17 protein-coding genes are annotated in these 21,307 nt (G+C 57.1%); 16 read left to right on the top strand and 1 reads right to left on the bottom strand.

Annotation, left to right across the window (positions count from 1 at the left end):
* Window positions 1-252: 252 nt before the first annotated feature.
* Window positions 253-1,137 carry a LysR family transcriptional regulator gene (locus IDH45_RS25345; RefSeq protein ID WP_190930935.1) on the bottom strand — a complete coding sequence of 295 codons (885 nt, stop codon included), beginning with the start codon at window positions 1,135-1,137 and terminating at the stop codon, window positions 253-255.
* Between the two features lie 114 nt (window positions 1,138-1,251).
* Here IDH45_RS25345 and IDH45_RS25340 point away from each other — a divergent pair, with 114 nt between their 5' ends.
* The 16 genes from IDH45_RS25340 to IDH45_RS25265 all read left to right on the top strand — a co-directional run bounded on the left by IDH45_RS25340 (window position 1,252) and on the right by IDH45_RS25265 (window position 21,194).
* Window positions 1,252-2,529 carry an adenylosuccinate synthase gene (locus IDH45_RS25340; RefSeq protein ID WP_190930934.1) on the top strand — a complete coding sequence of 426 codons (1,278 nt, stop codon included), beginning with the start codon at window positions 1,252-1,254 and terminating at the stop codon, window positions 2,527-2,529.
* Window positions 2,530-2,689: 160 nt separating this feature from the next.
* A complete protein-coding gene (locus tag IDH45_RS35080; protein ID WP_190930933.1) occupies window positions 2,690-3,535 on the top strand; it encodes an AraC family transcriptional regulator in 846 nt (281 codons plus the stop codon).
* Window positions 3,536-3,808: 273 nt separating this feature from the next.
* Window positions 3,809-5,089: an extracellular solute-binding protein gene (locus tag IDH45_RS25330; RefSeq protein WP_190930932.1), complete on the top strand. Its 1,281-nt coding sequence runs from the start codon at window positions 3,809-3,811 to the stop codon at window positions 5,087-5,089.
* A 248-nt stretch (window positions 5,090-5,337) separates the two neighbouring features.
* Window positions 5,338-6,054 (top strand): FadR/GntR family transcriptional regulator, encoded by a 717-nt coding sequence (locus IDH45_RS25325; protein WP_190930931.1) that lies wholly within the window; start codon window positions 5,338-5,340, stop codon window positions 6,052-6,054.
* A 29-nt stretch (window positions 6,055-6,083) separates the two neighbouring features.
* Window positions 6,084-6,851 (top strand): gamma-glutamyl-gamma-aminobutyrate hydrolase family protein, encoded by a 768-nt coding sequence (locus IDH45_RS25320; protein ID WP_190930930.1) that lies wholly within the window; start codon window positions 6,084-6,086, stop codon window positions 6,849-6,851.
* Window positions 6,852-6,953: 102 nt separating this feature from the next.
* A complete protein-coding gene (locus tag IDH45_RS25315; RefSeq protein ID WP_190930929.1) occupies window positions 6,954-8,048 on the top strand; it encodes an ABC transporter substrate-binding protein in 1,095 nt (364 codons plus the stop codon).
* An 87-nt stretch (window positions 8,049-8,135) separates the two neighbouring features.
* Window positions 8,136-8,999 carry an ABC transporter permease gene (locus tag IDH45_RS25310; protein ID WP_190930928.1) on the top strand — a complete coding sequence of 288 codons (864 nt, stop codon included), beginning with the start codon at window positions 8,136-8,138 and terminating at the stop codon, window positions 8,997-8,999.
* Window positions 8,996-9,778 (top strand): ABC transporter permease, encoded by a 783-nt coding sequence (locus IDH45_RS25305; RefSeq protein ID WP_190930927.1) that lies wholly within the window; start codon window positions 8,996-8,998, stop codon window positions 9,776-9,778. Before IDH45_RS25310 ends, IDH45_RS25305 begins: the two co-directional genes overlap by 4 nt.
* Window positions 9,779-9,793: 15 nt before the next feature.
* Complete coding sequence (locus tag IDH45_RS25300; RefSeq protein ID WP_190930926.1) at window positions 9,794-10,888, top strand: ABC transporter ATP-binding protein; 1,095 nt, start codon at window positions 9,794-9,796, stop codon at window positions 10,886-10,888.
* A gap of 64 nt (window positions 10,889-10,952) precedes the next feature.
* On the top strand, window positions 10,953-12,410 hold the full coding sequence (locus IDH45_RS25295) for an ABC transporter substrate-binding protein (protein ID WP_190930925.1): 1,458 nt from the start codon (window positions 10,953-10,955) through the stop codon (window positions 12,408-12,410).
* A gap of 101 nt (window positions 12,411-12,511) precedes the next feature.
* Window positions 12,512-14,005 (top strand): aldehyde dehydrogenase family protein, encoded by a 1,494-nt coding sequence (locus IDH45_RS25290; protein WP_190930924.1) that lies wholly within the window; start codon window positions 12,512-12,514, stop codon window positions 14,003-14,005.
* A 5-nt stretch (window positions 14,006-14,010) separates the two neighbouring features.
* Window positions 14,011-15,363, top strand: coding sequence for a 4-aminobutyrate--2-oxoglutarate transaminase (gabT, locus tag IDH45_RS25285; RefSeq protein ID WP_190930923.1), 1,353 nt, complete (start codon window positions 14,011-14,013; stop codon window positions 15,361-15,363).
* Window positions 15,364-15,396: 33 nt separating this feature from the next.
* Window positions 15,397-16,803, top strand: a complete 1,407-nt coding sequence (locus tag IDH45_RS25280; RefSeq protein ID WP_190930940.1) for an aldehyde dehydrogenase family protein — start codon at window positions 15,397-15,399, stop codon at window positions 16,801-16,803.
* 41 nt (window positions 16,804-16,844) lie between these two features.
* Entirely contained in the window at window positions 16,845-18,260 is a 1,416-nt protein-coding gene (locus IDH45_RS25275; RefSeq protein WP_317891285.1) for an NAD-dependent malic enzyme, read from the top strand.
* An 890-nt stretch (window positions 18,261-19,150) separates the two neighbouring features.
* Window positions 19,151-19,921 carry an SDR family oxidoreductase gene (locus IDH45_RS25270; protein WP_190930922.1) on the top strand — a complete coding sequence of 257 codons (771 nt, stop codon included), beginning with the start codon at window positions 19,151-19,153 and terminating at the stop codon, window positions 19,919-19,921.
* Between the two features lie 118 nt (window positions 19,922-20,039).
* Entirely contained in the window at window positions 20,040-21,194 is a 1,155-nt protein-coding gene (locus tag IDH45_RS25265) for an N-acetylglucosamine-6-phosphate deacetylase (protein ID WP_190930921.1), read from the top strand.
* The last annotated feature ends 113 nt before the right edge of the window (window positions 21,195-21,307 follow it).

Genomic DNA, 21,307 nt, shown 5'->3' with positions numbered 1-21,307 from the left:
AAAGGGCGTAGATTGGCAATTTACTACTGATGATGCAAGGATCAAATTAAAACGCCTTTACCCACAATTTAAGGATTGATGGGGTACTAGCAACTACCGCCAACGAAAGTAACTCCCGCAAAAAGCTACTCTTACCGCCAAGCTACTCCTACTGCAAAATTACTCCTAATACCAACACACGATTAACCCAACATGCTCCCGAAAAGGAAGCTGCCTTGGAGCGGGCTACTGTTTGCTGCCGCAGACGTTCCTCTAAGGCAGCATCTCCAGCAGCCGCTGGGCCGCAGCCGACAAGGGCACGTCGCGCAGCGTGACCAGCCCGACGTTGCGCGGGGGCAGCGGGTCGGCGAGCCGTACCTCGCTCAGCGTCCCGTCGGCCAGCTCGACTCCGACGAATTCGCGGATGACGCAGGCGATGCCCAGCCCGATGCCGGCGAATTGGACGAGCAGCTCGATGCTGCCGAGCTCGATCTCCGGCTGCAGCCGGACCCCCTTCGATTCCGCGAACGCATCGACATAGCGGCGTATGCTGCTGCCTCTCTCCAGCATGAGCAGCGGCAGCGCTGCGAGCTCGTCCCACGATCGGGGCGACTCGGGGTCGGGCCGCCCGGTCCGGCCGGCGACGAAGCAATCGTGCAGCTGCATGCTTTCCCGGATATGGAGCTGCCGGTCGTCGCTATGCATCGGCAGGTTGACGATGCCGAAGTCGATCCGCCCTTCCTTGAGCAGCGCGATCGTTTCGCGTGACGTCCGGTTCGTGACTTGAATTTTAAGCTCCGGATACTGTCTGTGGAACGAGTCCAGATGCGGCAGCAAATAATAACGGCACAACGTATCCCCTGCGCCGATCTTCACCTCGCCGGCCATCAGATTGCGCATCTCGGCAATTTTTTTCTCCCCGTTCTCGAGAAAATGGTGCGCCTGGGAGACGAATTTGTACAGCACCTCGCCTTCGGCCGTCAGCTTCACCCCGCGGGAAGTCCGGAAAAAAAGCGCGCCGCCGAGCCGGAACTCCAGCTGCTTGATCGAATGGCTCACAGCCGGTTGCGTAATAAACAACCGTTCGGCCGCTTTGGAGAAGCTGCCGGTTTGCGCGACCTCGTAAAACGCCCGGTACCATTCCATATTTTCAATCATGGGTATCAATCCTTTTTATATCTCAGATTATTAATATTCATTTCATTTATAGGGGCAATCTCCATTATAATTTGTGTTGCAGGAATATGACAAGAACGGAAGGGGTAATGCGGTGTGCCAGTAACGGCGATCGTAGGAGCCAATTGGGGAGACGAAGGCAAAGGGAAAATAACGGATGCGCTCGCGGGAACGTCCAAGTACGTCGTCCGCTTTCAGGGAGGCAGCAACGCGGGGCATACGATCATAAACGAATATGGCAAAATTGCGCTTCATCTGCTGCCCTCGGGCGTCTGCCGTCCGGGTACGGTGAATGTAATCGGGCCGGGCGTGGCGTTTCATGTCGGAAACTTTTTCGCGGAGCTGGACAATCTGGCCAGCAAAGGAGTACCGGAGCCGGACATCCGGCTGTCCGAACGGGCGCAGCTCGTGCTGCCGCACCATATTTTGTTCGATGAGCTGGAGGAGGAGCGGCTCGGAGCGAGACAATTCGGCTCGACCAAAAGAGGCATTGCGCCTTTTTATGCGGATAAATATTTAAAGCTCGGCGTCCAGGTGGCCGATCTGTACGACCCGGATCGTTTGCTGGAGCGGCTGGAGACGGCGCTGGAGTCGAAAAATGTGCTGCTGCCGCACTTGTACGGCAAACCGCAGCTTTCGGCCGGGGAACTGGCGGAGCAGCTGCTTCGCGACGCCGACAGGCTGAAGCGTTACGTCTGCAATACGACGGAGCTGCTGCAGCAGGCGTGGAGGCAAGGAGAGTCAATTCTGGTCGAGGGTCAGCTCGGCGCGCTTCGCGATCCGGACCACGGCATTTACCCGTACTCGACGTCCTCCTCGACGTTGGCCGGCTTTGCGACGGTCGGCGCGGGGCTGCCGCCGTATGCGATCGACCGTGTCGTGGCCGTAACGAAAGCGTACTCCAGCTGCGTCGGCACCGGTCCGTTCGTCACCGAGCTGCACGGAGAGGAAGCGGAGGAGCTGCGCAAGCGCGGCGGGGACGCCGGCGAATACGGCGTAGTTACGAAGCGGCCGCGCCGGGTCGGGACGTTCGATGCGGTAGCGACACGTTACGGCTGTATGGTGCAGGGGGCGACCGAGGTGGCTTTGACGAATTTGGACGTACTCGGTTATTTGGACGAGATTTCGTTTTGCACCGCTTATCGGACCGATGCGGGAGAGACGAACGTATTCCCGGTGAACGCCAAGCTCGAGAAGGCGCAGCCGGTGCTGGAGAAGATGCCCGGATGGCGGACCGATATCTCCGGCGTCCGATCGTTCGGCGAACTGCCGGCCGAAGCTCAGGCGTATGTGCTGCGGCTCGAACAGCTGATCGGGGTGCCGGTGAAGCAAATATCGGTAGGCCCTCATCGGGATCAAATGTTCACACGGTAATACGGTACGTGAACAAAACGGCCGTTTCCTTCAAGTCAGGAAGGGAGCGGCTTTTTGATTTGTCCGGAGAAATTCCGAAAGCAGGGTTGACAGTTCCTCATTTCACCCTAAAAATGGGAGTACATGGCCGGATCTATGGCGTCCAAAGGGAGGATACATTGTGCGTGTACGAACGTTCAATTCTCATACGCTTCATCCGGACGATATCGGAAACAACGGCGGCACCCATCCTCACAGTGAATTGCTGTACATTACAAGAGGACAGGCTCATCTGGAATGGACGGGGGAGACGTACATTTGCGCCGCTCCCTGCTTGTTTCTGCTCACTCCCAATACGCCGCATCGTCTCCAGTGCCACCGTACGCCGATCGACTTCTGGTTTATCGAGCTTCATGTGGAAGAGGGCGACCGGTTTGCGACCTCCGAGCAGGCTATCCGATGGAATCGTCTGCAACGGAACGCGGATTACAGCTCGCCCGGGATGACGGCGATCGCCCATACGATCGAAGCGCTGGTCCGTTCCCTGGAAGCGAAGTACGCGGGCGACGGCGAATACGACGAGGAGATCGTTCTGCTCGATATTCAAAAAATCATCCGGCTCGTTCAAAACCGGCTCCGCACGAATAAACGGACCGTCTTCGACGCTCATTACAAATCGACGAGAGAACTCGCCCAGACGTTAATGCGCCATATGGAGTCCAACTATTTCGAACCGATCGATCTGGCGGCCCTGTCGTTGCAGGTGCATTTCAACCCATCCTACCTCGCCCGCGTATTCAAAAGCGAGACCGGGGTGACCCCCATGCAATATTTGAGCAATCTCCGGCTGAGTGCGGCGACGAGTTTTCTGATCCATACCGAGATGGGCATTCAGCAAATTGCAGAGGAAACGGGCTTTAACAGCATCCATTATTTCTCCCGGCTGTTCAAACGGACTTACGGAGTCAGCCCGCAGCAATGGAGAGCGAAGCGGCGCAGCGCGGCGGAGGAGTCTGCGGATCAGTAAGACAGCGGGCGGCAAGGGTACCGGGTGAGCGTTGGGGCCAGAGAGCGTTTCTGGAACGAACCGGGTCCGGGCAACCTGAATCCGGCCAATCGCGGGGAGGCTGCGGCAGCAAGTCAATATTGTGCAAATTGATTTCGCAACCGGCAGAAAGAAAGCGGTTTCCCGGTTCGAGGAAGCTGGCGATTTCGTTGGATTCATCTAAAGACCGCCCGGCGCCTTTTCCTTAAGATAAAGCTGTACGGACGGAAATTACTCCAATTAGGGGGGATGATGATGAAACGTTGTTGGCCGCTGCCGCCGGCGCTTGTCTTGCTGGCCCTGTGTGTCAGTTGCAGCCCGAGCCCGGGAGCCGCGAATCAGCCGGAAGGGAAAGGCGGGGAGGACGCTCCTCCGTCGCCGGTTACGCTGACGTTGTACATGCAATCCGCATTTCCGATTCAAAATCAGATCATGGACATCATTCACAACAAGTATCCTCATATTACGATCAAACCGCTGCTTAGGGAGAAGGGGCAGATGCCTGAAGACCTTTTGGCGGCGGGCACGTTTCCGGATATCATTTATGCGAGCACACCTTGGTATACCGATTATTTGGACTTGAAAGTGCTTCTGGACTTAAACGAGCTGGCGAAGCTGAAAGGTCTGGATGTCGGCAAGCTCGACCCGCTCGCCATCGACGCGATCAAGATGTGGGGGGAGAAGGGAGAGCTGTATGCGCTGCCGATCTACCGCAACTTTGCCGTCACCTATTACAACAAGGACTTGTTCGACAAGTTCGGCGTTCCTTACCCGAAGGACGGCATGACGTGGAAGCAGGCGATCGACATCGCCAAGACGATGACCCGGAAAGAAGATAACGTGGAATACAAAGGACTCGACGCAAGCGAATCGTACTCCGCCGTATCGGCGTTGTCCACGCCGTTCGTGAGGCCGGACGGCAAGGCGAATTTGCTCCATGAGCGGTTCGCGCTCGCACTCCAAAACTTGAAGGAGATCTACGGCATCCCCGGCAATCGGCCCGGCATCAACGTATCGGAGTTTTACAAGGGGACGGTGGCGATGTCCGTATTCTGGAACGTAATTGCATCGTTCGAGGAAATGAGTAAAAAGGGAACCCCGCTCAACTGGGATATGGTCACGACACCGACTTACGACGCCGCGCCGGGCAAGTCGTTTCAGGTCGATTCGCACAATTTGAGCATATCCGCGCACAGCAAACATAAAGAGGAGGCGTTCCAGGTGATCGCTTACCTGCTGTCCAAAGAAGTGCAGGCGGATATTAGCAAAAACGGGTATTTGCCGAGCCTCGCCGATCCCGATCTGGAGAAAGTGTTCGGTGCCAACCTGCAGTCGCTAAAAGGGAAAAACGTCTCCGCGATCTTTAAGCAGCAATCGGCGCCGCTGTATAAGATTACCCGGTACGACTCGATCGTAATGGGCGAATTGGGCAAGGCGATGAACGAAGTGCTGGACAATCAAAAGGATGTGAACAGCGCCTTGCGGGAGGCGAACGAAAGGGCGGACAAAGCGATAGAGCAGGTAAGGAAACCTTAGTCTGCGAAAGAGGTAGAGAAACTACGGGGCGAGTAAGCCGGAATCATTCGGCTGCTCGCCTTTTTGGCGATGAAAGAAAGGATACGTTTCAACACGTCAAAGACTGTCCGGGCGCTGTACCGGCGGTTTTCTCTTACGGTTGTGTGCATTTTCCAAAAAAAACAGCTTGCCAAACGGAGAGGTGACTGCTACTATTGGTTTAAGGTTCGAACTTTATACCATTAGAACGAGACGTGGAGGCAAGTCCGATGGAATCATCCTACTTTGCTCGCTTCAAGCAGGTAACACCCAAACGAGTGAGTGATTTTATTCTGGAACAGCTGGAAGAGGCGATTATCCTCAAGGAGGTACTGCCTGACGAGCAATTGCCGCCCGAGAGGGAGCTGGCGACGCTGTTCAAAGCAAGCCGACTCGCGGTACGGGAAGCGATTGCCGAGCTCGAACAAAAAGGATTGATCGAAAGGCGACTGGGGGCGAAGGGCGGAACGTTCGTACTGCCGCTTACCGCCAACACGCATGAGCGGACGATTAAGCAAATCGCCGAGAACTGGAACGAAACGAAAGAAATGCTGGAGTACCGCTCGATTATCGAGCCGGAGGCGGCGAGATTGGCTGCGGCGCGGATTACGCCGGATCATCTTGCATGTATCCGCGAATTGGTCGAGAAAAGCAGCGGGGAAGACTGCAGCCGCGAAACATTCCGTTCGCTTGACGTCCGCTTCCATCTGGAGATTGCCCGTGCATCCGGCAATTCGTATATTGAGAACGCTGTCAGGAAGGTTCGCACGAAGATTAATCCCGGTCTCGACCTGATGCCCTACAACCGGCAAATTCAGCTGGCCAGCTATGAGATGCACCGTATTCTGCTGGAAGCGCTCGAGAGGCGAGACGGCGACAGGGCCGGCAAAACGATGAGCCTGCACGTCGGCAAAACGCTGGATGCGCTCAGTCAATTCGTCGAGTAACTTACCCGCTACTGTAAGGAGGTGACAACATGAAGCATTCAGGGCGATTACCCCGGATTGGCGTAGTCGGATATTACATCTCAGAAGAGGAGGCGGTAGGGGGACATATACGGGGCATCCCCAGACAATCGTTTTCCTTGTTCAGCAACGATATGATTCATGCGATCTTCCAATCGGGAGCGACCCCGATTCCGCTGCCCGTTGTGGACCGGGACAAGATCGGCCGGCAATTGGACACGATTGACGGACTTGTATTTTCGGGCGGAGAAGATGTAGACCCGCGGTTGTACGGGGAAGAACTGCAGCCGACCTCGCATCGGATCGACCCGGTTCGCGACAAGTACGAGATGGAGCTGATGGAGCTTGCGCTCGAAAGAAACATGCCGATATTGTGCATATGCAGAGGAATGCAGCTTCTGAACGTATTTTGCGGCGGGACGCTTCACGCGGATATCGGCGAATTGGCCGATCCGACGCTGACTCATTGGGAGACGAAGGAACCTTGGCGGTCGGTTCATCCGATCGAGCTAAAACCCGATCATTTTGTAAGCGCTGTACTGGGCGGCGCCCAAATCGAAGTCAACAGCATTCATCATCAATCGGTGAAACAGCTGGGGGAAGGGCTGGAAGTTGTCGGCCAATCTTCAGACGATATTGTGGAAGCGATTGCAATGAAGGAACGCAGCAATGTTCTCGCTTTGCAATGGCATCCGGAAATGATTGCACGGAAGGACGAATCGGGCCTGCGCCCGTTTCAGTGGCTCAATCAGCAGGCAACCGCAACCAAGAGAGAGTAGAAGGAATAAACAGGAAAGCGTGGAGAGAAAGCAGCTACTGGAGGAAGAATAACAGCTCGTATGGATACGCCCAAGCTCAACAACTCAAGGAGGGGTCTGTGCATGTTCGCTAAAAAATCCTGGATGAAATTTTCCGCTGCCGCCGTACTTTCCGGTCTGCTCGTCATTACCGGCTGCGGGGGCGCTGCGACGCCAACACCCGATGCCAAGGCCGGCGACAACAAAGCTTCCGAGCCTCCCAAAAAACTGATTGTCACTTCCTTCGGCGGGGACTATGAAACCGCGCAGAAAGAATATTTGATCAAACCGTTCGAGAAAGAATTCAACGCGAAGGTGGAAGTCGTCACCTTGTATTCGGCCGATGCGCTGGTCCGGATGCGCGCGGAGAAAAACGCTCCGACGCTCGACGTCGTCCAGTTCTCCGGCGGCCAGGAAGTGCAAGCCGCCAAGGAAGGCCTGATCCTGCCGATCGACGAGAAAGCGATGACGAATCTGAAGGATCTGTACAAAGCGGCACTGAATCCGGGCGGCTACGGTCCGAGTATTGCGTTCGACGCTTTGGGGATCATTTATAACGAGAAAAAAATTACGAAAGCGCCGACGTCGTGGAACGACTTGTGGAATCCGGAATACAAAGGACATGTGGGACTGGTCGACCTGACGAATACGTTCGGCCTGCAGTTCGCCGTGATGAACGCGAAGCTGGCCGGCGGCGACGAGAACCGGATGGGACCGGGCTTTGAGAAAATCAAAACGCTTCTCCCGCATACCGCCGCCATCGTTGCTTCGACCCCGGATGTGGGCAATCTGTTCGCTCAGGAAGAAGCATGGATCGCCGCCTACGATTCCGGATACGCTTTCAATTTCCGCAAAAAAGGACAACCGATCAAGTTCGTCGTTCCGAAAGAAGGGGCAATGGCTACGTTCATCAACGCGCAGGTTGTCAAAGGGACGAAAAACGCCGAGCTCGCCCAGCAGTTCGTCAACTACATGCTGCGGCCGGAAGTTCAGCAGAAGTTCGCCGAGCAGACCGGATTCGCGCCGTCCAACAAAAACGTGAAACTGTCCGACGACCTGGCGGCCGTTATGCCGTACGGCGAAGCGGCGGTAAACTCTCTGGTGCCGCTTAACTGGGAAGTGGTTAATGCAAACCGCAACGCCTGGACGACCGAGTGGAATAAACTGATCAGCAAATAATCCGGTTGGCCGGGAGGAGCTGCGGGGACGATTGTCGCCAATGATCCCCGCAGCTCCTCCGCGAACAACGGAAAGGACGGAAATCCTATGCTTCGACGCTTGCCTCCGCAGTGGATTTTGATGGCGCCCGGTGCGCTGATAATGTTGTTTTTCTTCATATTGCCGGTAGGACAGCTGCTGCTTTTCAGTTTTTTTCGCTCGACTCCCGATGGAATGATGGAGAAAGCTTTTGTTTTCGACCAATACATGACCTTTTTTAAAGATCCGCATTATTTGAAAATTTTAGGGCGCACCTTGGTTCTCGGCATCACGATCAGCTTCATCAGCCTGATCCTCGGCTATTGCCTTGCCTACGGAGTAGCCCGCTCCAATCCGAAACGCAAATATTTGCTGCTGCTTCTGATCGCTTTGCCGCTATTGACGAGCGCTGTTATCCGAAACTTTGGCTGGATCGTCATTTTGGGCCGAAAAGGACTACTCAACCAATTGTTCCTGAACATTGGTTTGATCGATAAACCGCTTGACTTGCTGTATACATCCACTGGTGTAGTTATTGCGATGGTTCATGTGCTGCTGCCATTTATGGTTCTAGTCTTGTACAGCGTGCTGGAAGGGATGGACCGGAACCTGGAGTCCGCCGCGGCGAATATGGGCGCTTCCCCGGCCAAAGTATTTTGGTTCGTGACGCTGCCGCTGTCGCTGCCGGGCATTGTGGCAGGCACGCTGCTCGTGTTCTCGATCTCGATCAGCTTTTATATTACGCCGGCGCTGATCGGAGGTCCGAGGGTGCAGGTGATGGCCACCGAGATCTACAACCAGACGATTCACTCGATGAACTGGCCGTACGCGTCTGCGCTTGCCGTGATCTTGCTTGTTACCGTATTCGTCATTACGAACCTGTACAACCGGGCGCTTAGACGCAGTACTTCGCAGGGGGCGGGTATCTTATGAAGAAACGTTTCTCCTTGTTGACGCTGGTCAACCTGTTGATTTATTTGTTCATCATCGCACCTCTTGCCGTCGTGGTGTTTACTTCGTTCGGCGAGAGCTCGTATCTCGTCTTTCCGCCCAAAGGGTTTACGTTTCATTGGTACATCGAGGTGCTGACAGGCGGACGCTACACCAAGCCGTTCTGGAACAGCATCTGGATCGCGGCGACGACGACCTGCCTCGCGCTGCCGGTCGGCACGCTGATCGCACTGGCGTTCAAGAAATATCAGTTCCGCTCCAAGGAAACGATGCGCTCGTTGTTTTTATCGCCGCTTATCGTGCCGACGCTGTTGTTCGGGATCGGGCTGCTCATTTTTTACAGCAACCTCGGGGTGAGCGACTACTTTTTCCGTCTGGTGACGGCTCATGTCATATTAACCGTACCGTATGTGGTCCGGACGATGAGCGCGGGTTTTGCCCGGCTGGACGCTTCGGTCGAGGAGGCGTCGCTTATTCTCGGCGCCAGCCCGTGGCAGACGTTCCGGCTTGTGACGATCCCGCTCGTGCGTCCCGCCTTGATGGCCAGCGCCTTCTTCGCCTTCATCATGTCGTTCGACGAGCTTGTGATGGCTTTGTTTCTGACCGGGCCCGGCATGGTGACGCTGCCGATGCTGATTTACTCGGATATTCAGTTTAATATGACTCCGGCCATTGCCGCCGTATCCTCGATTATTATTCTGGGCACCGTACTGATCGGATTAATCGGTATGGGGATGCTGAAACGAAACAAAATTTTGTAACGGGGAGGTCCCTATATGAGTGAACTGCGATTGCGGCAGCTTCGAAAGCAATATGGCGGCAATGTCATTGTCGACAATCTGGATCTGACGGTCGGAAGCGGCGAGATGGTGTCGCTGCTGGGCCCGAGCGGATGCGGCAAAACGACGACGCTGCGGATGATAGCGGGGCTGCTGGAGCCGACGAGCGGTTCGATCCATCTGGCGGAGAAAGAACTGACCCGGGTCGCTCCTTATAAACGTAATGTCGGCTTGGTGTTTCAAAATTATGCATTGTTCCCGCACATGACCATCTTTGACAACGTAGCGTTCGGGCTGCGCCGTCACGGGACGCCCAAGCATGAAGTGAAGGAGCGCGTGCTGCAAGCGCTGCAATCGGTTCAACTGGCCGGGATGGAGCAGCGGATGCCGGCCCAGCTGTCGGGCGGCCAGCAGCAGCGCGTCGCTCTGGCGCGTACGCTCGTGCTGCGTCCTCCGCTAGTTTTGTTCGACGAGCCGTTAAGTAACCTGGATGCGAAATTGCGCCAAATGCTGCGTATCGAAATTCGCCAGCTGCAGAAACGGATCGGATTCACCGCGATTTTCGTTACCCACGACCAGGAAGAGGCGATGGTGTTGTCCGACCGGATCGCGGTGATGAACAAAGGTCATATCGTCCAGCTGGATACGCCGGAGAACGTATACACCCGCCCGAGCGACTCCTTCGTGGCCGATTTTGTCGGCGATTCGAATCTGCTCGCGGTTCGGGAGCTAAGGACAACTAACAGTATCCCGGAAATTACGTTAGCCGGAGGGCAAAACATCAAAGCCGCCGATTCCGGAAGCCGGGAGTCGAGCAGTACAGTGATGATCCGCCCGGAAGCCGTCCGGCTGTTCGCGGCAAGCGACGGGCCGGGCGCTCTGCACGAGTCCGACAAGTTTAATCAGATTGCGGGGACCGTCCTGTATGTCCACTACACGGGGACATCGTATCTAATCGGACTGCAGGTCTCGGGATTGGACAAGCCGTTTCTGGTCAAGGCGCCGATGCACGGTGCGGAAGCGTCCCCCGTCGTGCGCGAAGGCGACTCCGTCCATGCGGTATGGCCGATCGCGTCCACTCTGCTGCTGTAAACGAAGGTGCAACGATCAATCATTTCATTTCATTGAAAACGGATATGAAACGGGAGGAATTACAATGACCGATCACAATACGCAAGCGCTCGTAATCGCTCAAGGGACGGACGCTTCTACGATGGACCCGTATGCCCATTCGGAGACAACTACGGCGAATATATTGCTGCAAGTATACGACGCTCTCGTCCGCCGAAACCCTTCCATGGACATCGAGCCTTGGCTGGCCGAGAGCTGGCAGGTGATCACCGATACCGTTATCGAATTCCGTCTTCGCGGCGGCGTAACGTTCCACAACGGCGAGAAGTTAGATGCGCAAACGGTGAAGTTCTCGCTGGAACGGATGGTCGATCCGCAGCGCGAGCCCAAGTTCCCGCCTTACGGCCGCTTTAACTCGATAGATCATGTCGACATCGTGGACGACCGGACGGTGCGCGTCGTCACGAATCGTCCCGATCCGAACCTGCTCGCGCAGCTGACCGGACTGATGATCATTCCGCCGCAGTATATAGCCGAGCATGGCGAAGCGCATTTCAGCCGCGTTCCGAACGGAACGGGACCGTACAAGTTCGTCCGCTGGGACAAGCCGGGCGCGACGGTCGAGCTGGAGGCGAATGACAGCTACTGGCGGGGAAGCCCGTCGGTGCACAAGCTGGTCTTCCAGGCCGTGCCGGACGGGAGCGACCGCGTGCAAGGCTTGCACGACGGCTCGATCCATCTGGCGGCCAACTTTCCTCCGCTGATGCGCAAGCAGGTGGAAGCCGATCCGGCGCTGTCGGTCGTGGGGACGCCGAGCGTAGGCGTGATTTATATGGGGATTAATACGCATCACCCGATATTGAAAAATAAAAAGCTGCGGCAGGCGATGGCGCATGCGATCGACGTCCGCGAGCTGATTCAGGAAGAGCTCAGCGGCTGCGGTTCTCCGCTGGCCGGTCCGGTGTATCCGCAAGCGTTCGGCGTCGATCCGAAAATCGCCCCTATCGCTTACGATCCCGCGCTTGCCAAGCAACTGCTCGCGGAAGCGGGGTATCCGGACGGGGTCGAGGTGAAGCTGGAAGTGCCGGACGGCCGGTTTACGCAGGATAAAGAGATCGCCCAAAGGATCGGGGAGCAACTCGCCAAGATCGGCATTCGCCTGCACGTCGATATTCAGCCGTGGCCGCAGTTTATTAGCCGGTTCCGCAATCATAAGTACGATCAGATGTATTATGTGGGCTGGGGCAATTCGACGTTTGATCCGGACGAAGTATACCGCAACGCCTACATTGCTCCCAATCCGTGGAACCCGACTGATTTTCACCATGACGACATGGCTGAGATGGTGATGGAGGCGAGCAACATTTTGGACGCGGAGCGCCGGAAGGAATTGTATCGGATGGCGTGTCTCATTTTCCGCGACGAGCTGCCCTGGATTCCGCTGTTCCAGCAATTCGACTTGTACGGCTTGAATAAAAAGTGGAACTGGAAGCCGCGCATGGACGAATACATCTACGTCTGCGACATTACGGCGGCCGAATAAGGCGTCCGTCCGCGGGCCCCGAAAGGGAAAGCCGTCTTTGGAGCGGGACTTCCTTTCGGGGGCGCTCCCCGGGAAGAACCTATATATTGGAGGGAACAGCTATGGCAGCGATCGACGGGATCGGCAAAATGTACATCGGCGGAGAATGGGTGGGGTCGTTGTCCGGCAAAACCCGTGAGATTACGAACCCGGCTACGGGCGAATGCATCGCCGTCGTGACGGAAGGCGGCCTTGAGGACGTGCGGCACGCGATCGAAACGGCCCGGCATACGTTTGACGAGACAGGGTGGCGGGATACTTCGTCACGGGAACGGGCGAGACTGTTATTTGCTTTGGCGGACAAAATCGAGCAGCATGTGGACGAGCTTGCACGGCTCGAGACGCTGAACAACGGGAAGCCGCTCGGGGAAGCCGAGTCGGACGTATCGAGCGCGGCCAGCTGCTTCCGCTATTACGCCGGATTGATTACGAAGCCCCACGGGCAAACATATGAGGTCCCTTATCCGATTCAAGCGATGGTCGTGCGGGAGCCGGTCGGGGTGTGCGGCCAGATCGTGCCGTGGAATTTCCCGCTGATGATGGCGGCCTGGAAGCTCGCACCGTGTCTCGGCGCCGGGAACGTAACCGTATTTAAGCCTTCGGAGCTAACGCCGCTGACGGCGATTCGGCTGTTCGAGCTGATCGAGGAAGTCGGATTTCCGAGAGGAGTCGCCAACCTCGTGCTGGGCGAAGGCCGGACGGTCGGCGCGGAGCTGGCCGCCAGCCACCTGGTGGACAAGGTCGCCTTTACCGGCGGTACGGAGACCGGACGTTCGGTCATGAGAGCGGCTGCTGGCAATATTAAGAAAGTGTCTTTGGAGCTGGGCGGCAAATCGCCCAATATCGTGTTTGCCGATGCGGACCCGTCCATCGTCGCGGAATACGTCATGTACGGCATCTATATCGGCTCCGGCCAAGTGTGCTCGGCAGGCTCCCGTCTGCTGATCCAGGACGAAATTTACGAAACGTTTATGCAAGAGCTGGTGGACCGGACGAAGCAAATTCGGGTAGGCAGCGGATTGGAGCTCGGGACGGAGATGGGCCCGCTCGTATCGCAAGCGCATATGGAGAAAGTGCTGTCCTATATCGAGATCGGACGCCAGGAAGGAGCGACCATTGCGGCAGGCGGCCGCCGGATGACGGAAGGGGAATACGCACGGGGTTTCTTCGTCGAGCCGACGATTCTGACCGATACGACGCCCGATATGCGGGTCGTGCAGGAAGAAATATTCGGACCGGTGCTCGTCGTCCAACGGTTTCGGGATGAGGAGGAAGCGATCCGCCTGGCCAACGGTACGGTATTCGGGCTGGCGGGAGCGGTGTTTACGAACGATGCGGCGCGCTCGATGCGGGTAGCGAGAAAGGTGCGCTCCGGCATTATGTGGGTGAACACGTACCATCCGACCTATAACGAAGCGCCGTGGGGTGGGTTCAAGCAAAGCGGCCTTGGCCGCGAGCTGGGTACGTTCGGACTGGACGAATATACGGAAGTGAAGCAAGTGAACATCAACATGGAGCTCAAACCTTTAGGATTTTACAAAGGCAAAGGGGAATAGGAGATATGGACACCAAGACGAGACGGTTTGTTTCGATACAAACTTCCGTTCCCGGTCCTAAGACGGCGGCTTTGCTGGAGCGGAGATCGGCTGCCGTGCCGAAAGGGGTAGGCAACAATACGCCGATCTTCGTCGACAAGGCGGAGGGAGCGTTACTTACCGATGTGGACGGCAACGTGTATCTCGATTTCGCCGGGGCGATCGGCACGATTAATGCCGGCCATTGTCCGCCGGAAGTGGTGCAGGCGATCCAAAGGCAGGCGGAAGCGTATATCCATACCTGCTTCCATGTTGCGATGTACGAGCCGTATGTGGAGTTGGCCGAGAAATTGGCGCTGCTTACGCCGGGACGGTTTCCGAAAAAAGCGATGTTTCTGAACAGCGGTGCGGAAGCGGTGGAAAATGCGGTCAAGATCGCCCGCAAATTTACGGGCCGCAGCGGGATCGTCTCCTTCTCCCGGGGGTTTCACGGCCGCACGCTGCTGAGCATGTCCCTGACGAGCAAGGTGAAGCCTTACAAGTTCGGGATGGGCCCGTTCGCGCCGGCTACGTACAAGGCGCAGTACCCGTATCCGCTCCATCGTCCGGCTGGAATGAGCGAAACCGACTATGCGCTACACTGCGTACGCCAGTTCGAGGACTTCCTGTACACGGAGGCGGCGCCCGAGGACGTCGCGGCGGTCATTATGGAGCCTGTGCAAGGCGAAGGCGGCTTTATCGTACCGCCTGCCGCATTCGTTCAAGGGATCTATGAGTTGTGCCGCAAACACGGCATATTGTTTATCGCCGATGAGATTCAGACCGGCTTCGGCCGGACGGGCGAGATGTTCGCCTCCACCCACTTCGGCATCGAACCGGATCTGATCACCCTGTCCAAGTCGATTGCGGCCGGCATGCCGATCAGCGCGGTCGTCGGCAGAGCGGACGTGATGGACGCCCCGAATCCCGGGGAAATCGGCGGCACGTACGGCGGCAGCCCGCTTGGCTGCGCGGCGGCGCTGGCCGTTCTAGAGCTGATGGAGCGCGACCGTCTGGTGGAACGTTCGCGCACAATTGGCGAAGCGATCCGGTCGTTCTTCTTATCGCTGCAGCAGCAAGTTCCGCTGATTGCCGACGTTCGCGGACTCGGGGCGATGTGCGCCGTGGAATTTATTCATCCGGATACGAAAGCTCCGGCCAAGGAGTTCGTCGCCGGGCTGACGAAAGCTTGCTGCGAAAACGGGGTCGTGCTCTTATCGGCAGGCGTCCACGGCAACGTCCTCCGCTTTCTGACGCCGCTTGTCATAACCGACGATCAGCTGCAGGCAGGTCTGGATATTATCGGGTCGCTGGTCCTGTCGCTGGCAGCGGCCGAATAAGGAACGGGGGAGAGAGCCGTGAAGCATTTGTACATGAACGGGGTATGGAAAGAGGCGTCGTCGTACGTCGAGCTCCGCTCCCCGTACTCGGGGGAGAAGATTGCCGACGTTGCGCAAGCGGACGAAGCGGACATCGGGGAAGCGATTCGCGCCGCTTCGGAAGCTGCGGCTGTGATGGCGGCGTTGCCCGCTTATCGGCGTTCCGCGATTTTGGAGAAAGCGGCCGCTTTGCTGGAGGAGCGCAAGGAGGAGATGGCCCGTCTGATCGCTTTCGAAGCGGCCAAGCCGATCCGCACCGCGCGTGGAGAGATCGCCCGGACGGTCCAGACGTATAAATTCGCCGCCATGGAGGCATGCCGCATTCATGGCGAGACCGTTCCTGTGGACGCGGCGCCGGGCGGGGAGGGACGGATCGCCTTTACGTTGCGCAAGCCGCTCGGCGTAGTCGGGGCGATCACTCCGTTTAACTTCCCGTTTAACCTCGTCGCCCACAAGGTCGGACCGGCGATTGCGGCGGGCAATACGGTCGTGCTGAAGCCGGCGGGGCAGACGCCGCTGTCGGCTCTGGCTCTTGCCGATGTGTTCGCAGAAGCGGGGCTTCCCGCGGGGGCGCTTAATATCGTTCCCGGCAAAGGCTCCATTGTCGGCGAGAAGCTGGTTCAAGATCCGCGGGTTGCCGCGATTACGTTCACTGGCAGCCCGGAGGTGGGAATCGCGATGAAGCAAAAGGCGGGTCTCAAGCGGGTCACCCTGGAGCTCGGCTCCAATTCCGGCTTGATTATCGACGCGACGGCGGACGTCACCCCGGAGCTGATCGACCGGTGTATCGTCGGAGCGTTTTCGTTCAGCGGACAGGTTTGCATTTCGATCCAGCGCATCTTCGTTCATGAGAGCAAGTACGCCGAGTTTGCCGGACGGTTCAAGGAAGCGGCGGAGAGGCTCGTCATCGGCGATCCTCTGGATGAGGCGACCGACCTGTCCGCGATGATCAGCGTCAAGGAAGCGGAGCGCATGCAAGCTTGGGTGGACAGCGCCGTTGCTGCAGGGGCCGTCGTATGGACCGGGGGACGGATGCTGGCGCCCGGGCTGTTCCCGCCGACCATCCTGACCGGAGTCCCGGGGGATGAGCCGGTCTCCTGTCAGGAAGTGTTCGGACCGCTGGTTACGCTGACTCCCTTCCGTGAGCTGGACGAAGCGATCGAAGCGATCAACGATTCCCGCTACGGCTTGCAGGCCGGCATCTACACCCGCGATATTCAAGCCGCGATGCGCGCTGCGGACCGGCTTGAGGTCGGCGGGGTGATGATTAACGATTTCCCGACGTTCCGTGTCGACAACATGCCGTACGGCGGCGTGAAGGAAAGCGGATTCGGCCGGGAAGGGGTCAAATACGCGGTCGAAGAAATGACGGAGCTGAAGCTGGTCTGCATCAAGCTGTAACTGACTGTAGCAGACGCGGACAAGATAAAGGGGGGATCGGATTGGCTTCCAATACAAGTATCATTATCCGGCTCGAGCTGGCCAAAACGCCGAGCTCCTTTGCGGCTATCGCCGAGGTGATCGGGCAAGCGGGCGGCGATATTGTCGCCGTCGACATGATTCATGCCGGCAAGGAAACGACCACGAGGGATATTACCGTGAATCTGGTGGGCGTTCTCGCCAAGGACATTACAGACCGGCTGCGGGATGTGCCGGGCGTTTCCTTGATCAACGTATCCGACCCGACTTTTCTGGCCCATCTGGGCGGGAAAATCGAGATGATGCCGAAGATGCCGATCAAGACGCGGGAAGATTTGTCCAAAGTGTATACGCCGGGTGTAGCGAAAGTGTGCATGGCGATTCACGACAATCCGTCCAGCGCGTTTTCGCTGACGATCAAGCGCAATACGGTAGCGGTCGTCACCGACGGAACGGCTGTGCTCGGCCTCGGGGACATCGGTCCGGAAGCGGCGATGCCGGTCATGGAGGGCAAGGCGATGCTGTTCAAGCAGCTTGCCGGAGTCGACGCCTTCCCGATCTCGCTCGCCTCCAAAGACACGGAGGAGCTCATCCGTACGATCAAGCTGCTGTCTCCGGCGTTCGGCGGCATCAATCTGGAAGATATTTCGTCGCCGCGCTGTTTCGAGATCGAGGAACGGTTGAAGCGGGAGCTGGATATCCCCGTCTTCCATGACGATCAGCATGGTACGGCCGTCGTTGTCCTGGCCGGGCTGTTGAATGCGCTCAAAATCGTCGGCAAGCCGGTGGACGGCATCCGCGTCGTCGTGACGGGGATCGGGGCGGCCGGAGCGGCGATCCTCAAGATGCTGCTGGCGGCGGGCGTCCGGGATGTGATCGCGGTTGACCGCGAAGGGGCTTTGTGCCGGGGAGAGTCTTATCCGAATCCGATGTGGACCTGGGTCGCGGAGCGAACGAATCCGCAGATGAAGCGAGGCGCTCTGTCGGACGTGATCGAAGGAGCGGACGTTTTTATCGGCGTTTCCCGCAAAGGGGTGCTGAAGGTCGAGGATATCCAAAAGATGGGCCGCGACCCGATCGTCTTTACGATGGCGAACCCCGAGCCGGAGATCGAGCCGGAGCTGGCCGAGCCGCATGTGCGGGTTCTGGCGACGGGTCGGAGCGATTATCCGAACCAGATCAACAACGTCCTTTGTTTCCCGGGCATGTTCCGGGGAGCGCTGGACTGCCGGGCCACGGTCATTAATGAGGAAATGAAGCTGGCCGCGGCTTGGGCGATCGCTTCCGCAGTCAGCGACAAAGAGCTGAACGACCAATACATCATTCCGAGCATCTTCAACGACAAGATCGTGCCGCTTATCCGCAAAGCGGTCATCCAGGCGGCGATCGAGACGAACGTAGCACGGAGAATCCCTCCCGAGTTCCGCGAGGACAACTAACGGCCGGCTGGAAGACTAAGCGTCGGGTTTGAAGAAAATGGTACAGCATGGAAAAAGGCTTCCCGACTACAATGGTCGGGGAGCTTTTATTGTGTTGGGTGTGAATGAGGCATCCGATTCGGCCGAAGTCACGTTAGGTGTGAGAATGCGGCATACGTCGAGCAAAATCACACTAGGTGCTGACTTTCCCATTCCCCGCCGAAGTCATCGAGCTAACGAACCCCATCGCTCTTATTACGGTAACCACCCTTGTTTGCTTATCTAACGAACTCCAGCGCTCTTATGGAGTAATAACGACGTAGAAATGTGCTCGAGAGGAGGAAATAACGTCTCTGGAATTCATTACCTTTTCAAATTGCAGCATATTGGCGTAATAAGGGTGGCTGAGTTCGTAAGCTGGCTGCAAGTGCAAGTACAAGTGCAAGTGTGCAATTTCAATACAAGATCCGCGAGGGCTTTCCGCTAACCACGATCAAGTGTTGGTTCTCCGCTAACTTCCAGGGTCTGATTCATTCATAAAATCATTCATTAAATACGGCAAAAGTTCGGTTTGGATATATTTACAATCCGGCATTTAGAAGGTATAGTAAAGGTGCACTCGATTTGAATACTCCGTAACATAATAAGAGACGTCGACATCAATTAGAAACAGATTAGGGCTGCAAACAAACAAACAAACAAACGAATGAGGTCTACCTGGTCGGTGTCAACGGGCGGCGGAAGATTTACAGCCCATTTAATGTGGGATATAATAAAACTTAAAAAGAAGTTATTGATACAATGTAACATAATGAGAGACAAAAGCCAGTCCGGAAAAACTTTTTGATCACATTGCGGATCGAGCACGGTTGTTCAGGGCCGATGTACGGCCCCCTAAAGGAGCGGAGCGAATGTTCGAGAAACTATTTGCATTAGACGGCAAAACAACTGTCGTTACGGGTGGCAACGGATATTTGGGAAGTTCGGTTGCAAGGGCGCTTGCGGAATTCGGGGCGACGGTAGTTGTGGCCGATCTGCAGAAGCGGGAGCTGGAGCATGAACGGATGCACGCCATCCCGTGCGACGTGTCAGACACCGACTCGATTCGTAGCCTGTTCCGGGAAGCGGACGCCGCATTCGGCCGGATCGACGTGTTGGTCAATTGCGCGACTTACGGCGCGGGTTACGGGACGCTCGGCACCGTGGAGCGGATGAGCGACGAGGATTGGCGGAAGGGGTTGGACGGAGCGGCCGGCACGGTGTTCCGCTGTACGCGCGAGGTGATCCCTTATATGGAGAAGGTGGGGCGCGGCAATATAATCAATTTTGCCTCCATGTACGGCGTCGTATCGCCGGACCCTTCCATCTACGGGGACAGCGGCGCGAACAATCCGGCCAACTATGGGGCGGGCAAAGCGGCTGTACTTCAGTTCACCCGCTACTGTGCGGCGCATCTGGCCGGCAAAGGGATTCGCGTCAACAGCGTGACGCCCGGGCCTTTCCCGAATCCGCATACCCAGCAAAACGAGCCTTTTCTGGAGAAGCTCGCCAAGAAGACGATGCTCGGCCGGGGCGGAACGGCGGAAGAGATTGCCGGACCGGTCGTCTTTCTCGCCTCCGACGCGTCGAGCTACATGACCGGAGCGAATATCGTCGTCGATGGCGGCTGGACCGCCTGGTAATCGGGCGGGGAATCCAGCGTCTTTTCACATAAGGATCACGTTCGGGGCTTTTGAAAGGTCAGGAGCCTCTCCAAAAACGATCATACTTAAACCGTCCAATAAAGGAGAAATTCGCTGTATGAACGAGAGTCGCATTCAAGCCATAGTCAACGCCAGACTGGTTACGCCCCGTTCCATCGTGGACAATGGGGTCGTGCTGATCGAGAACGGCCGGATCGCCGATTGCGGGCCGAGAGCAACTGTCACCCTACCGGAGGGAGCGGCGCTGATCGATGCCGGCAATCAATATGTCGGCCCTGGATTTATCGACATTCACTGCCATGGGGGAGGCGGCTTTTGGTCGTGGGAAGAGCCTTATTTGTTCGCGCTGTCCCATCTGAAGCACGGCACGACCGGCATTCTGCCGACGCTGGTTTACAACCAGAGCCGTGAAGAGATGGCGCAGGGGGTCCGCAACATTATGCAGGTCGGGGAACGGCCCTACAGCTCGGCGATCGTCGGCATTCATATGGAAGGCCCGTTCATCAATCCGAAGTACGGGGCGATTACTTCGCCGATCCGCCCGGTAGATCCCGAAGAATACGGAGAGCTGCTGGCGATCGCGGGCGATACGATCAAAGTATGGACGCTCGCTCCGGAGCTTCCGGGACAAGCCGATTTTGCGGACGCTGCCGCGCAGTACGGCATCAGCTTATCCGTCGGCCACTCCGAAGCCGATGCGGAGACGATCTTCTCGTTCGTCCGCAAAGGGCTGCAGATCGGCTGCCACTGTACGAACGCTTCGGGCACGACGCCGTCGCCCTCCCGTTTCGAGGGGACGCGGGAGGTCGGTGTGGACGAGGCGGTGCTCGTTCATGACGATATTTACGCGGAAGTCATTCCCGATGCGCACGGCATTCATGTGAGACCGCTGATGTGCAAACTGATCCATAAGACCAAGGGGACGGACCGTGTCATCATTATTACCGATGCGATCGACGAGGCCGGACTGCCGGGAACGGATGGCGGCGAATACGAGGACGTCCGGTTTATCGAAGGAGTGGGTCTGTCCGGCAGCAAGCTGACGATGGACCGGGCGGTCCGGAATATGATGCGCCATACCGGCGCGGGCTTGGTGGATGCGTTCATTATGGCTTCGCTGAATCCCGCCAAAGTGCTGAAGCTGGACCGCGAGATGGGAAGCCTGGAGAAAGGCAAGCTGGCCAATCTTGTGATCGTATCGGAAGCGATCGAGGTCGACCGGGTGATGCTGCGTGGCGTGATTGTGCAATAATTCGACTTCCTGGCAGGGGAACCGAGGTGCTCATGCACGTGATGGGAAAACGATCTGGTCTGCGATTCAGAAAACGACAAAAGCGGACGCCCGCGTACCTGCAATCAGGTAGG

Origin of the sequence: Paenibacillus oceani (genome assembly GCF_014705615.1) — a bacterium.
Classification (GTDB): domain Bacteria; phylum Bacillota; class Bacilli; order Paenibacillales; family NBRC-103111; genus Paenibacillus_AB; species Paenibacillus_AB oceani.
Note: the sequence above shows the minus strand (reverse complement) of the source record. Positions and strands in the feature narration are given on the sequence as shown.

What these genes read in the sequence shown, in the direction of transcription:
- IDH45_RS25345 (WP_190930935.1), bottom strand. Translation starts at nt 1,137, where the DNA reads ATGATTGAAAATATGGAATGGTACCGGGCGTTTTACGAGGTCGCGCAA.
- IDH45_RS25330 (WP_190930932.1), top strand. Translation starts at nt 3,809, where the DNA reads ATGAAACGTTGTTGGCCGCTGCCGCCGGCGCTTGTCTTGCTGGCCCTG.
- IDH45_RS25325 (WP_190930931.1), top strand. Translation starts at nt 5,338, where the DNA reads ATGGAATCATCCTACTTTGCTCGCTTCAAGCAGGTAACACCCAAACGA.
- IDH45_RS25320 (WP_190930930.1), top strand. Translation starts at nt 6,084, where the DNA reads ATGAAGCATTCAGGGCGATTACCCCGGATTGGCGTAGTCGGATATTAC.
- IDH45_RS25315 (WP_190930929.1), top strand. Translation starts at nt 6,954, where the DNA reads ATGTTCGCTAAAAAATCCTGGATGAAATTTTCCGCTGCCGCCGTACTT.
- IDH45_RS25310 (WP_190930928.1), top strand. Translation starts at nt 8,136, where the DNA reads ATGCTTCGACGCTTGCCTCCGCAGTGGATTTTGATGGCGCCCGGTGCG.
- IDH45_RS25305 (WP_190930927.1), top strand. Translation starts at nt 8,996, where the DNA reads ATGAAGAAACGTTTCTCCTTGTTGACGCTGGTCAACCTGTTGATTTAT.
- IDH45_RS25300 (WP_190930926.1), top strand. Translation starts at nt 9,794, where the DNA reads ATGAGTGAACTGCGATTGCGGCAGCTTCGAAAGCAATATGGCGGCAAT.
- IDH45_RS25295 (WP_190930925.1), top strand. Translation starts at nt 10,953, where the DNA reads ATGACCGATCACAATACGCAAGCGCTCGTAATCGCTCAAGGGACGGAC.
- IDH45_RS25290 (WP_190930924.1), top strand. Translation starts at nt 12,512, where the DNA reads ATGGCAGCGATCGACGGGATCGGCAAAATGTACATCGGCGGAGAATGG.
- gabT (WP_190930923.1), top strand. Translation starts at nt 14,011, where the DNA reads ATGGACACCAAGACGAGACGGTTTGTTTCGATACAAACTTCCGTTCCC.
- IDH45_RS25280 (WP_190930940.1), top strand. Translation starts at nt 15,397, where the DNA reads ATGAACGGGGTATGGAAAGAGGCGTCGTCGTACGTCGAGCTCCGCTCC.
- IDH45_RS25270 (WP_190930922.1), top strand. Translation starts at nt 19,151, where the DNA reads ATGTTCGAGAAACTATTTGCATTAGACGGCAAAACAACTGTCGTTACG.
- IDH45_RS25265 (WP_190930921.1), top strand. Translation starts at nt 20,040, where the DNA reads ATGAACGAGAGTCGCATTCAAGCCATAGTCAACGCCAGACTGGTTACG.